The sequence below is a fragment of the Vibrio sp. E150_011 genome, assembly GCF_053544015.1.
The window spans coordinates 253,071-267,289 of record NZ_JBHFOL010000003.1; the positions used below are offsets into that span (position 1 = coordinate 253,071).

Genomic DNA, 14,219 nt, shown 5'->3' on the forward strand with positions numbered 1-14,219 from the left:
TTTCAATTAATGCAAATAATACGGACTGCAGTATAATGACTCAAATTAATAGATTGGATAGTAACTATGATTAAAACAGGATTAGATGTGGTGGATTGGAAGCGTGTCGACCTGAATCTGCTTGTGGCATTTTATCATCTTTACCAAACACAGAGTGTATCCGATGCTGCGGCCAAAAGTTATGTTAGTCAGTCTGCGATGAGCCACAGTCTCTCAAAGTTACGCGTGTTGTGCCACGACACGTTATTTGAAAGAAAAGGCCATAAAATGGTGCCGACGGAGCGGGCCAGCGAATTATTTCCTACCGTTCAACAAATACTGAACCTGTTTGAATTTAAGGTCTTACCCAAGCAGGAGTTCCTACCAAAAGAGTATGACGGTGTTTGTAAGATTGGTTTGACGGATTATGCCGAGTTTATTTTTGCTCCTATTATTTACGATGCTGTGATGTCTCAAGCCCCAAAGGCAAAGCTTCGATTTATTAACGTAAACAGAGATAACTATACTCAGATATATGAGCAAGAGAATCTAGACATTATGATCGGTAGCATTACCGATCTAGATACCTCGTTTTCTTCACAAGTCTTATACACCGAACAACATGTCTGTATTTATGATGCTTCTGTTTGTGATGTTACGACCCTTGATATCGCCACTTTTGTTTCAAAGCCACATTGTCTCGTCAGTCCCAATGGGCAATTTCATTCCCCCGTTGATAAATACCTCGATGCGATTGGTGAAGAGCGTACCGTCAAGGCTATTTCAAGGAATTTCTTAACGATTGGTCGCCTGATTCATGGCCGGGAAATGTTTGCTATTGTGCCTAAAAAAATGGCCGAAATAAGTCTTATGCAGGCGACTTTAACGGCCGTTCCCCCACCGGTACCTGTCGCCGATTTTGATATCACATTGATATGGAAAGCGCACCTGCATATGAGCCATAAAGTGGCCTGGTTAAGAGATGCTTTGTATGAGTCGATTGTGGAGCAGTTATCGTAGCGTCATTTAGCTCACTTTTATTCAGTGCAAGGGCGATAGTATTTTCTGCTGCAGGTCGTGTAACCATTACCACTTTTGTATAAAAAGATACAATCCTCGGATAGTCACCATGATTCATAGAGGGCATGATGAGTGCGCTGATATGGATAATGTAAATTTAGTGACCGATTCCACATCGTAGAAATTTTGTCAGTGCACGTACGTCAAATTTATTAATTTATCGGTTTTTTTGTAAAAAATAGATGTTAGATTCTTTATGTAAACGTTTCCAATGTGAAATGAACTCCCTACATAAAGAGAATAATAATTATGAAGAAGCATTTAATTAAAGGATTGGTCGCTACCGCTGTTGGCGTTGCTTGCTTAGGTCAAACGGCGTTTGCCAAAGATCTAACCGTGTGGGCGTGGGATCCCAATTTTAACGTTGCCATCATGAAAGAAGCCGCGGAGAAGTACGAGGCAAAGCACCCAGACGTGAATGTTAAAGTGGTTGATTTTGCTAAGGCCGATATTGAACAAAAGCTACACACCATGCTGGCTTCAGGCGTGACATCAGCATTACCTGACGTGGTGTTGATCGAAGACTATAACGCACAAAAATACCTGCAATCCTATCCAGGTTCATTTGCTCCCATGACTGATGCTATCGATTATAGCCAGTTTGCCCCTTATAAAGTGAGCGTAATGACACTCAATGACGAGGTGTATGGTTTACCGTTCGATACTGGTGTGACGGGCCTATATTACCGTACTGATATCATTGAAAAAGCAGGTTTTACTGCGAAAGATCTTGAGAATATTACTTGGGAACGTTTCATTGAAATTGGTCAACAAGTTAAAGAGAAAACCGGTATCGCGATGCTGGGTAATAACCCGTCTGATCTAGGTTTATTACGTGTGATGATTCAAGGTGCTGGCAGCTGGTATTTTAATCAAGATGGCAGCCTGAATATCAAAGATAACCAAGCATTGATTGAAGGCATCAAAATTTTCCGCGACTTCCATGTTAAGGATATTGCTCGTCCAACGATAGGTTGGTCTGAGTGGGTAGGAGCGGTAAATAGTGGTGCGGTTGCCTCTATTACTTCAGGTGTTTGGATTACCGCATCGGTTCAAGCGGGTGAAGGACAAGAAGGTAAATGGGCAGTCGCGCCAACGCCACGATTGGACATTGAAGGCGCGGTGAACAGCTCTAACCTTGGGGGATCAAGCTGGTATGTGTTAAATGCATCGCAAGAGAAGGCGGCTGCCATTGATTTTCTTAACGCGACATTTGGGACCGATAAAGAGTTTTATAATCAGATCTTGAAACAGCAAGGTGCGGTAGGCTCTTACTTACCTGCTGGTAATACAGAAGCGTATCAACATGAAGATGGTTACTTCAATGGTCAGAAAATATACGCAGACTTCAATAAATGGGCTGCTGAAATCCCATCAGTCAACTACGGTATGTTTACCTATGAAGTGGATGCAGCAATTGCAGCGCAAATGCCATCTATCATGCAAGGCGCACCCGTTGAGAAAGTGCTAGAGAGCGTAGAGCAACAATTAAAATATCAGATCCAATAACCGCTTTTCTTTTGCCCCCATTTCTGCTGCGAGTCAGGGTGGGGGCCTTTTCTTCTTTTATTGGTGAGAGTATGAGTGAATTAACTAAGACGGTTAAAACCACTAAAAAAAATAATAAAAATAGCTTTCAAAGATTCTATGATATAAACGGCTGGGGGTTTGTATTACCTGCAGTAATATTGGTTTCTTTGTTTATGATTTACCCAATCATAAGTTCGTTATGGATATCACTCCATTCTGGTCGCGGTATTGTTACGCAATTTGTAGGTTTTGGAAATATTGTTCGTTTATTTAATGATCCGGTTTTTCTTAAGGCATTATCGAACACTTTCATATTTTTAATTATCCAAGTTCCAGTGATGATATTACTTTCGTTAGCTTTATCATCGTGCTTAAATGCCCCAAACCTTAAATTTAGAAGTTTATTTAGGTTGGCCATATTTTTGCCATGTGTGACCTCACTCGTGGCGTATTCCATTTTGTTCAAAAGCATGTTTTCTTACGAAGGTATTGTAAACTCCTTCCTACTTTGGACGGGGTTAGTTGATGGGCCAATCCCATGGATGGCGGATCCTTTCTGGGCCAAGGTGACGATCATTATTGCAATCACGTGGCGCTGGACTGGCTACAACATGATCTTCTTCTTGTCTGCAATGCAAAATATCGATAAATCTATTTATGAAGCCGCTCGCATTGAAGGGGTTAGCCCAATTAAGCAGTTTTTCTTTATTACGGTGCCACTTTTAAAACCTGTTATTTTATTTACAACCGTAATGTCAACAATAGGAACATTACAACTCTTTGATGAAGTGGTGAATATAACGGCTGGTGGGCCAGCTAATGAAACATTAACGTTGTCGATGTATATTTATGATCTGTCCTTCAAATTTGTTCCTAACTTTGGTTATGCGGCGACAGTATCTTACGTCATTGTATTTTTTGCTGCGATTCTAGCGATGCTACAATTTAGAATTGCGAGGGACAAATAATGAATAATAAAAATAAAGCCTTACGTTGGCTAATGTATCTATTTTTGTCATTATTCTCTTTAGTGTCATTGTTTCCATTTTATTGGATGGTTGTATCAAGCACCAATACCGCGACTCAAGTCAACACGGGTAAGTTTACGTTTGGTGATCAGCTATTCGTCAACCTAATGAAGTTGAATGAGCAGGTGGATCTCTGGCAGATTTTTTACAACACATCAAAAATCGCCATTATTAGCACCTTGTTTACCTTGCTGCTGTCCTCCATGGCTGGTTATGGGTTTGAGATCTATAAAAGCAAAATCCGCGATCGCGTTTATAGTGCGATGCTCTTAACGATGATGATTCCCTTTGCCGCACTCATGATTCCGCTTTTTACCTTAATGGCAAAAGCCGGACTTTTAGATACGCACTTGGCGGTGATGCTGCCGACCATTGCTTCTGTTTTTATTGTGTTTTACTTCCGTCAGTGCACCAAAGCCTTTCCATCTGAACTCATTGATGCAGCGCGAGTGGATGGCGTGAAAGATTGGAAGATTTACCTCTTTGTTTACATGCCGGTAATGAAAACAACGTATGCAGCCGCATTCATTATTGTCTTTATGACGTCTTGGAACGCCTTTTTATGGCCGCTGATTGTTCTACAGTCAGCCGAGTTGAAAACGATCAACCTTGTATTGTCGTCGCTTTCTTCCGCTTACTTTCCTGATTTTGGCATCATCATGGTAGGGACCGTTGTGGCGACGCTACCCACCCTAGCCGTATTCCTTTTAATGCAGAAACAATTTGTGGCCGGCATGACTGGCTCTGTGAAATAGCGAGAATTTACCATGAGAACTTTTAGTGAAATTTTGTCCGCGCGTGAGTGGGAAAATCAGCATGTCACACATCATAATGTTCTTGATGCCCATGCGCCTTTACATGCGTTTCACAGTGAGCTGGCAGCACGAGAAAATCAACCATCAACAAATCGTCGTTCCCTCAATGGGGAATGGAAGTTTCAGTTGTTCTCACAGCCTGAATTAGTCCAAGAAGACGTCATTACTCGTGGCTTTGATGACAGTCAATGGTCGCCGATTACCGTGCCAAGCAACTGGCAATTACAAGGCTTTGATAAACCCATTTATACCAATGTTAAGTACCCGTTCGCCGATACGCCGCCGTTTGTCCCGCAAGATAACCCAACCGGTGTGTACCGCGTCGTATTTGATATGGACGTTTTAGACAATGCTAAGCGTCATACCGTTACATTCGATGGTGTGAATTCAGCGTTTCATTTATGGGTGAATGACACTTGGGTTGGGTATTCGCAAGACAGTCGTTTAGCGGCTGAATTTGACCTTTCTGACGTGTTGCAACAAGGTGAAAACCAACTCACCGTGATGGTCCTTCGTTGGTCGGATGGTTCGTATTTAGAAGATCAAGACATGTGGTGGTTGAGCGGTATTTTCCGCAATGTGACCCTATGCTGTAAGCCTAACATGGCGATTTCTGATGTAGAGGTTAACACCGAGCTTGATGCCTGTTATCGAGACGCGAAACTGAACGTGTCGACCAAACTTAGTATGACCTCTAAGCTAGAACAAGCGTCAGCCATCGTCGAAATTGAGTTATTTGATGCTGAAGGACAGAGTGTCTTTGGTAAACAAGCATCGAGTTTTGGTCAGCGTATTATTGATGAAAAAGGCCCTTGGCAAGAGGTAGCCGAACATCGTGTTGCTATCGACAATCCTAAAAAGTGGAGTGCTGAAGCGCCTAACCTATATCGATTGGTTGTATCACTCAAAGATGAGTCTGGTCGATTACTTGACTGCGAGGCCTACAACGTTGGTTTTCGTTGCGTAGAGATCACGGCAGGCCAATTGAAAGTGAACGGAAAAGCGATTCTAGTACGAGGCGTGAATCGACATGAACACCACCCAGAAACAGGTCATACCCTGACTCGTGAAGGCATGATTGAAGATATAAAACTGCTCAAACAGCACAACTTCAATGCGGTGCGTACTGCCCATTACCCTAATGATCCTCTTTGGTATGAGCTTTGCGATGAGTTTGGCCTTTACCTCGTCGATGAGGCTAATATTGAAACACATGGTCAATTCCCTATGTGCCGATTGTCGAACGATGCGACATGGATGAATGCTTACTTGCGTCGTATGACTCGCCTAGTGGAGCGCGATAAAAACCACCCCTCCATCATTATTTGGTCTCTAGGTAATGAATCGGGTATTGGTAACAATCACCATGCCATGTATCAGTGGACTAAGCAGCGCGATCCTTCTCGCCCAGTGCAGTATGAAGGCGGGGGTTCGGACACTGCAGCGACAGATATTATCGTCCCGATGTACGCAAGAGTAGACAGCGACCAACGCCATCCAGTTGACCCAAGTGTGACCCCTAAGCTGGGGATTAAAAAATGGTTAGGAATGCCAGGTGAGAAGCGACCACTTATTTTATGTGAATATGCGCATGCGATGGGGAATAGCCTCGGCAGTTTTGATAAATATTGGCAGGCGTTCCGCGAACATCCACGTTTGCAAGGCGGGTTCATTTGGGACTGGGTCGATCAAGGGCTGACTAAAACCGATGAGACTGGCAAAAAATATTGGGCCTATGGCGGCGATTTTGGTGATGAAATTAATGATCGTCAATTTTGCATCAACGGCTTAATCTTCCCTGATAGAACGGTACATCCAACACTTTTTGAGGCTAAAAAAGCTCAGCAGTTCCATAGTGTATCTTTGCTAACGACCTCACCATTGTGCATCCGAATTGAGAGTGAGTACCTATTTACCACGACACAAGATGAAATTCTGCGTTGGACGATTACTGAGAATGGTCATGTGGTTACACAGGGTGAAAACAGCATCGACATAGAGGCGCTGGGCCACATGGACATGCAGCTTGCGCCGAGTCTCCCTGAGGCTAAACCCGGGTGCGAGTATCACCTAAATATTGAGATTGTTAAGCCTAATGCGACGGCTTGGTCAGACTCAAACCATATCGTGTCTTGCGAGCAAATCATTCTGCCGAGCTGCTTTGGTTTACAAGCGAACACGCGCAATGAGTCGGGCGTACCAGAAGCGCTGGTTAAAGGCGATAGCTTGACGTTGCATGCCAATGAACAGTCGATCGAATTTGATATGAAGACGGGAGAGTTGACGTCTTGGATAGTGGCAGGCGATGAGAAGTTGCAACAAGCGCTGCGAGATAACTTTTATCGCGCGCCGCTTGATAATGATATTGGTACTAGTGAAGCCGACCGCATTGATCCCAATACATGGATGGCACGCTGGGACACAGCTGGTTTGTCGAAACTGCACTCGCAATGTATTGGCTTTGAGCACTTTGCTCGTCAGCAGCATTACCAAGTCGAAGCTCGTCGAGCCTATACCTTTGAAGGAACATTAGTTTTTGAAACGGTATGGACGATGTCTATTTATCAAGATGGTGAAGTCCGGATTGATGTCCTAGTTGATGCCGCACAAGGGCTGCCTTCACTTCCTAGAGTTGGGATGGAGTTAGCGCTTGCTAACACGAGTGAGTCGGTGAGTTGGTATGGACGAGGACCGTTTGAAAACTACCCAGACCGAAAACTGGCCGCTCACATAGGGCGCTACCACGTCTCGGTCGACGACATGCATACTCCTTATATCTTTCCGACAGATTGTGGATTACGCAGTGATGTAAAAGAGAGCCAAATCGGCGCACTTCAGGTTCGGGGTGACCATCAGCTATCAGTCAGTCGCTATACCACGGACAGTCTAAAAATGGCAAAGCACACCAATGAGCTGGTGGATAGTGGTTGCCTATTTGTGCGCCTTGATGGTTTCCATATGGGCGTCGGTGGCGATGATTCATGGACGCCAAGTGTCCATGACGAGTTCAAACTACTGGCTAGGCAATACCGTTACCAGTTCGTGCTGACAATGGCAGACATATAGAAGCGTAACTTTCATTGAGCGAATCGTGAGCGATAGGCGAATACAAGCCACAACGCTCACGCGCTAACCCGTATTTTTTGCCTTGTAACGACAAGGCGAGTGACAGAATTTTTAAAGGATAAAGCATGGCGGATATTAAGCTTTCCAATGTGGTCAAAAGTTATGGCGACACTACGGTGATTCATGGTGTAGACCTTGATATTAAAAAAGGTGAATTTGTTGTTTTTGTTGGCCCGTCTGGTTGCGGAAAATCAACACTGCTTAGGCTCATTGCGGGGCTAGAAGAAATCACTGACGGTGTGATGGAAATTGACAACCAAGTAGTGAACCATGTCGATCCCGCTGAGCGTGGGATCGCGATGGTGTTTCAATCTTATGCTCTCTACCCACACCTAACCGTGGAAGAGAATATGGGGTTTGGCATGAAGATGAATGGTTTTCCAAAAGCAGAAATCAAACAACGCGTTGATCGCGCCGCGAAAGCGCTACAACTTGATCATCTTATGGATAGAAAACCGAAAGATATGTCTGGTGGGCAGCGTCAGCGAGTTGCGATTGGACGTGCCATTGTACGTAACCCGAAAGTCTTCTTGTTTGATGAGCCACTGTCTAACTTGGATGCTGAGCTTCGTGTTGATATGCGCCTACAAATAGCAAGCCTGCATCGTGAGCTGGATACGACGATGGTGTATGTGACACATGACCAAGTGGAAGCGATGACGTTAGCCGATAAAATTGTCGTATTGCGTGACGGTAAAGTTGAGCAAGTGGGATCGCCATTGGAGTTATATAATCATCCTGCCAATGAGTTCGTTGCTGGATTTATTGGTTCTCCAAAGATGAATATGTTGCCTGCCTTAGTCACTGCCGCCGACGAAGGCAACGTGACCATATCATTACCTGATGGGCAATCTGTGAGTATGAAAGCCGACAGTCGAGCGGTATCGGAAGGGGATAAAGTCAGCTTTGGCTTGAGGCCCGAACATATTGCGGTTGATGGCAGCGGTGAGGCGACACTTCACTTCACTACTCATGCGGTCGAGCGCCTAGGAAATAGTACCTACCTGTTTGGGATGGCGGCTGGGTTTGATAACTATCGTGTTCACATATCGGGTGATATAGAAGTCGCGAGACAAGATGAACTGACTCTGAGCTTCAACCTAAGTGACTGCCATCTTTTCTTTGATTCACTGTGTATTTCTAATGGCTAGACGCGCCAGTGAGGCAAGTGCACGAGTTATATGGAGCCACCGAAACTGAGTCAACAGCCAAAATTAAGCAACAAAGAAAGACTCGGGATAATATACAGTCTTTCTTTGTTGTAGTGATACGTTTCTTTGGTATATCGACTCTTGTCATAGGACAAGTGTCGGACGGAAGCGTTTGTTTTTTTATACCGTTTTTATCAATGTGATTGTTAAGGTTTGATCATTTTTAGGTGTAGCACCAATGCCAACCTAAAACGATGACAATACAGGTTTGATCAATGTTAAAAACGTGTCTGGAAAAACTATCCTTAATCAGCAACCAAAGCATCCAATAATTGGTCATTCCTTTGAAGAAAGGAATCTAGCGGCAGCGCTCACTGAACCACAACATAGTTAGCTTAGTTTTTCCCAAAGTTTGTTAACGTAACTACTCGATTTACGTTAAGAGGCACGGCCTAGAAGGCGAGCCTCTTAATTAGAAACCGTTAAGCATCTACGAACAGTATTTCGCCATTGATAAACCCGTCAACGGAACGCTCAAACGCTTTACCAACGAGTTTACTTGGGACTGGCTCAAAGCCTGGCATCATTTCACCATAAACTTCCCATGCTTCTTCCAATACTGTTGGGTTCACAACGTTGATGCGTGTACCACGTGGCATTTCGTGTGCAACACATTTAACAAAGGTATCGATAGCACCGCTTGTTGTTGCATCAGCAATCGCATAAGGGATAGGTTTTACATTTAATATGCCACTGATTAGAGTGAATGAGCCGTTATCAGCGATATACTCTTGGCCAATACGAACAAGGTTGATCTGTCCCATCATTTTGCTCATTACCGTGGTCATCCATTGTGACTCGTTCATTTCAGCAAATGTTGCATACTCACAAAAACCAACCGTGTTAACAACAGCATCAAAGTGACCAACTTTTTCATATAGTGCTCGAACCGAGCTTTCATCAGTAATATCAATAATATGGTCAACATTACCTGAGCGGCCTGCGGTAATCACGTTATGGTTACCTAAACCCGTTAATGCCGCTTGTCCCATCTTACCCAAAGCACCAATTAGAATTACTGTTTTCATGACTTTCTCCGTCTCTATGATTTGTTTTGACAGGAGCTATGTTAATGGCTGAAGAAAACAAATAGAAACAACGTTATCTTGTAAGTGATACAATAAAAACTGGTAACACTCCGTTAGGAAAAAGATAACTTAAGTGAACAAGCTCGATAGATTGGACATTAAACAGCTCAGAGTCTTTCAGGCGTTGATTCGAGAGCAGAGTGCTTCGAAGGCAGCAAGTCAGCTGGGCTTAACTCAACAAGCGGTAAGTGAGCAACTAAGAAAACTGCGCGATGTATTTGGAGACAGACTGTTTCTTAGAAAAACCAATGGCTTTGTTCCCACGCCTTTGGCAGAAGAACTCTCTTTAGAAGTTGATAAACTACTTCGAGATTTTCAAGCTCTCCTCTCTCCGAAAATGTTTGATCCAACAACGATAAAAGGTACCTATGTCATAGCAGCTACAGACTATGCGCAACAAGTCGTTCTACCACCGTTAATTGCAATGTTGAGAGTTCAGTCGCCAAACTTAAAAATCATTGTTAGAGACTTTGAGCTAGATAAGTTAAATGACTTGATGGAAAGTGGAAAAGTGAACTTAGCGATAGCATTTCCTGATTATATACCTGAGTCTTATCCAATCATTAAGTTGTTTGAAGAGCACCATGTGTGTATCACATCCAATGATTCAACGATTTCCAAAGTAAATCCTTCACTCAAAGAAATCGCAGCCCATCCAGCAATTATTGCTTCGCCTTCTAGGCCAAACTTTAAGGGATCAATAGATGAATGGTTCAAGCAGTTTGGTTTAGAGCGTAATATTGTTGTGTCAGCACCTTGTTTCTCCGTGGTACCTCTTTACCTAGAAACAACAGATTCTATTGCTTTTTTGCCTTCGAGAGCGGTTGAGGGATTGAATGTGACGCAAATCGATATGAGCGAGTCACCTGAGCCGTTTGATGTTATTGCTGCATGGCACCCTAGGTATAGCGGTGATCCGCTACAAAAGTGGGTTGTTTCTCTGTTAGAGGAAAAGTACCTCGAATAGGTCGCATAACACGAAAATGTCCAAAAATGTGCCCGTTCGGTTTTCATGAACGCAGAATAAATTCTGGCATGTTACTGCCCGACAAATAAAACTAACCGTCATCCCCTTGAAAAAGGGGATCTTCATCGGCGCGTTATGAGCCTATTCTGGTGTCATTCATTTCTATTTAAGTGAGTCACACGCTGGTGAAGATCCTCGTCTGCAAGAGGATGACGGCCTAATAGAGATGGTTTGAAGAGCGATAAGCTAAGTGGCCTCTGTCCAAAAACGTGCTAGTTCAGTTTTCATCAGCGCAGAATAAATCCCGGCATGTGAGCGCCTCTACAAATAAAAACTAACCGTCATCCCCTTGAAAAGGGGATCTTCGTCAGCGCGTTGTGAACCTATTCGTGTGTTATTTATTTCTATTTATTTAAGTGAGTCACATGCTGATGAAGATCCTCGTTTGCACGAGGATGACGGCCTAATTGGGATGGGTAAATGATCAGATTTTACTGGCGCTGAACAAACGTTATTGTCCTCCGATAACACTGTCAGTTCACATAAATAAATGAGTGCTCTAAGTCAGCTGAAAACGCGTCCAGACTTTTGAGCGCCAGCGACGAATCATGACGATACCACGTACCCATTCGTCCAACCCAATCGCGATCCAAGCACCGATCACGCCATAGCCCCAATGAATACCAAACAAGTAGCTAAATAAGACGGCCACGCCCCACATGCTCAAGATACCCATTTGCACTGGAAATTTGATATCACCAGAGCCCTTTAGGGCGGCAATAAAAATCAAGTTAGAGACTCGCCCTGATTCAACAAAGAGAGAGCCTGCGATAAGCATGGCGACCAGAGCAACAATCTCATCGTCTTGCGTAAATAGATCAATGAGTGGGTAGCGGAATAAAAATATGGCTAGAATGATGCTAATAGATACCGCAAGGCCGACGAGGTAGTACTTTTGAATTCGATGCAAAATATCATCGGTCCAGCCTTTCCCTATAAAGTAGCTGGTTTGGATTTGACCTGCTTGTCCTAGTGCCAGCGCAAAAGCAAACGAGACGCGAGTGATATTTTGCGAATACGTATAGGCGGCGAGTGACGATGTGCCCATCTGTACAACAAAATACACAATGGTCATTTGCGCTAGGTTATACGATAAAATCTCTCCCGCATTCATTGCGCCAATCTTAACTATTTTCTTATAAAGCGCCTTAGGAATGACACGCCATTGTGAGAAAGGTAAATCAATTTTTTTCGACCGTACCACTTGGCACATCAACAACGTCCCAATGAGTTGGCTGACCACGGTAGCAGTAGCCACACCACTCACACCAAATACAGGCAGACCGAAGGGTTGATACAAAGCAATATAGTTACCAGCAATGTTAATCACACCTGCGATGAGGTTAATCACCATTGGTGAGCGAGAGTAACCATGGCTGCGTAGTATCGTAGTGAGAACAATGCCAATCGTCACATTGAAGGTCATCGAGCCACTAATGATGAGATAGTCATAGCCAAAGCCAGCCACTTCCTTCTCAAGCCCAAATAGTGAAATAAATTGTTCAGCGCCTAGAAAAAGTGACAAGCTTAAAAAGCTACCCACTGCGCAAGCCAAGAGAATACTGGCTACGCCTACTTGGGCTGAATCAATGAAACGTGACGCGCCATTAAATTGGGCGATTAAAATCCCGGTTCCGCTACTAACCATCATAGAGACAACAATCAGGAAAAAGGTTATCTGAGTAATGACGCCCACCGCAGATACCGCGAGATCTGAATAGCCACTTAACATAAACACGTCGGTGGTATTGAGTGCGGTACGTAAAAGAACTTCAACGAAAATTGGCCAGGTAAGCGCAACAATATTCATTCGTTTATTGAGCGTTGAAGCAGTTTTAGACATGAGATGACGCCTAGTGGTTCATGAGACTAAATTAAGGGCTGGCAAGTGTACTCAGAAAATAATCAAACACAATACTTGGTGAATGAATAGTTTTGGCTAGTTAATATAGAGATGTAAACGTTACCATTATTTGGTGTGCATTTTATAATCATAAAAACAGAGATGTCACGGAAAAAAGGAGATATAGATCTCGATGTTACACTGTGAAACATTGAGAATGCTTGTTTTTTCTTCGTTTGTTAACTGTTTCAAACAATTTGAATCCCAATTGACACTTTTTGTTACGGTTGTGAGTTTTTTTAACTTCCTCACATTAATTGTTCAATTTGTCACTATAATTTGGGTTAAACGTTTTCACGTTGAGCAAGTTGTAAGCTGAACTAGAACGTTTTTACCCCTACAACTCAATTATAATATTAACAAATAGGACTTGTTCAATGAGAAAGTTAACACTCTTGGCTGCACTGTGTGCTGGTATGGGCTTCGGAACTCAAGCGGTTGCAAGCACTACTGTTGGTTTTACAATCTATAAATATGACGATAACTTTATGTCGGTTGTTCGTCAGGCGATTGTGAAAGAAGCAGACAATGACAGCGATACTCGCGTATTGATGAATGACTCTCAAAACAGTCAATCAATGCAAAATGATCAAGTAGATGTCATGCTTGCTCGTGGTGTACAGGCGTTGGCAATCAACCTCGTTGACCCAGCAGCAGCACCAAGCATTATTAAGAAAGCGAAAATGGACGACGTGCCAATTGTTTTCTACAACAAAGAACCAAGCCGTAAAGCACTTGATAGTTACGATAAAGCGTATTATGTCGGTACCGATTCAAAAGAATCAGGCATTATCCAAGGCGATTTGATTGCCCAGCAGTGGAAAGCGAATTCATCTTGGGATAAGAATGGCGACGGCGTCATTCAATACGTTATGTTAAAAGGTGAACCTGGTCACCCAGATGCAGAGGCGCGTACTTCTTATTCAGTAAAAACCATCAACGACAACGGAATTAAAACCGAAGAATTACACATGGATACAGGCATGTGGGATACCGCGATGGCAAAAGATAAGATGGATGCATGGTTGTCTGGCCCTAACGGTAGCAACATTGAAGTCGTTATCGCGAATAATGACGGCATGGCTATGGGCGCAGTAGAAGCTCTGAAAGGTGCGGGTACCGACATTCCTGTGTTTGGCGTTGATGCCCTTGCTGAAGCATTGGCGTTAGTTAAATCTGGCGCAATGGCTGGTACGGTTCTAAACGATGCGGATTCACAAGCAAAAGCAACATTTGAGCTAGCTCGTAACCTTGCAAACGGAAAAACAGCGACAGAAGGCACACAATGGGAAATGACAGATAAAGTCGTTCGTGTCCCTTATGTTGGTGTTGATAAGTCAACGTTAGAGTAATACTTACCTTATATTTAGGGAGAACAATGTTCTCCCTAAATAATATAGAAATTATATAATTGAAATAGGTAACTGAGTAG

10 protein-coding genes are annotated in these 14,219 nt (G+C 43.4%); 8 read left to right on the forward strand and 2 right to left on the reverse strand.

Going from position 1 to position 14,219, the window contains the following annotated elements:
- Positions 1–66: 66 nt before the first annotated feature.
- From ACE1OE_RS07275 to ACE1OE_RS07300, 6 genes are all read left to right on the forward strand, one after another.
- Entirely contained in the window at positions 67–999 is a 933-nt protein-coding gene (locus ACE1OE_RS07275; RefSeq protein ID WP_449210586.1) for a LysR family transcriptional regulator, read from the forward strand.
- A 309-nt stretch (positions 1,000–1,308) separates the two neighbouring features.
- Positions 1,309–2,568, forward strand: coding sequence for an ABC transporter substrate-binding protein (locus tag ACE1OE_RS07280; RefSeq protein ID WP_102468418.1), 1,260 nt, complete (start codon positions 1,309–1,311; stop codon positions 2,566–2,568).
- Between the two features lie 71 nt (positions 2,569–2,639).
- Positions 2,640–3,557, forward strand: coding sequence for a carbohydrate ABC transporter permease (locus ACE1OE_RS07285; protein WP_102468419.1), 918 nt, complete (start codon positions 2,640–2,642; stop codon positions 3,555–3,557).
- On the forward strand, positions 3,557–4,372 hold the full coding sequence (locus tag ACE1OE_RS07290; protein ID WP_449210587.1) for a carbohydrate ABC transporter permease: 816 nt from the start codon (positions 3,557–3,559) through the stop codon (positions 4,370–4,372). The genes ACE1OE_RS07285 and ACE1OE_RS07290 overlap by 1 nt, the downstream gene beginning before the upstream one ends.
- Before the next feature lie 12 nt (positions 4,373–4,384).
- The gene (locus ACE1OE_RS07295) at positions 4,385–7,498 is read left to right on the forward strand and encodes a beta-galactosidase (protein ID WP_449210588.1); all 3,114 of its coding nucleotides are present in this window, start codon (positions 4,385–4,387) and stop codon (positions 7,496–7,498) included.
- A gap of 125 nt (positions 7,499–7,623) precedes the next feature.
- Complete coding sequence (locus ACE1OE_RS07300) at positions 7,624–8,709, forward strand: ABC transporter ATP-binding protein (RefSeq protein WP_102468422.1); 1,086 nt, start codon at positions 7,624–7,626, stop codon at positions 8,707–8,709.
- A 482-nt stretch (positions 8,710–9,191) separates the two neighbouring features.
- Here ACE1OE_RS07300 and ACE1OE_RS07305 read toward each other — a convergent pair whose 3' ends face one another.
- The gene (locus ACE1OE_RS07305) at positions 9,192–9,797 is read right to left on the reverse strand and encodes a short chain dehydrogenase (RefSeq protein ID WP_449210589.1); all 606 of its coding nucleotides are present in this window, start codon (positions 9,795–9,797) and stop codon (positions 9,192–9,194) included.
- A gap of 133 nt (positions 9,798–9,930) precedes the next feature.
- Between ACE1OE_RS07305 and ACE1OE_RS07310 the strand changes: the two genes are divergently transcribed.
- Positions 9,931–10,824 (forward strand): LysR family transcriptional regulator, encoded by an 894-nt coding sequence (locus ACE1OE_RS07310; protein WP_449210590.1) that lies wholly within the window; start codon positions 9,931–9,933, stop codon positions 10,822–10,824.
- A gap of 559 nt (positions 10,825–11,383) precedes the next feature.
- Here the strand turns inward: ACE1OE_RS07310 and ACE1OE_RS07315 are convergent.
- On the reverse strand, positions 11,384–12,727 hold the full coding sequence (locus tag ACE1OE_RS07315) for an MATE family efflux transporter (protein ID WP_449210591.1): 1,344 nt from the start codon (positions 12,725–12,727) through the stop codon (positions 11,384–11,386).
- 437 nt (positions 12,728–13,164) lie between these two features.
- Between ACE1OE_RS07315 and mglB the strand changes: the two genes are divergently transcribed.
- Positions 13,165–14,139, forward strand: coding sequence for a galactose/glucose ABC transporter substrate-binding protein MglB (gene mglB / locus ACE1OE_RS07320; RefSeq protein WP_102468424.1), 975 nt, complete (start codon positions 13,165–13,167; stop codon positions 14,137–14,139).
- The last annotated feature ends 80 nt before the right edge of the window (positions 14,140–14,219 follow it).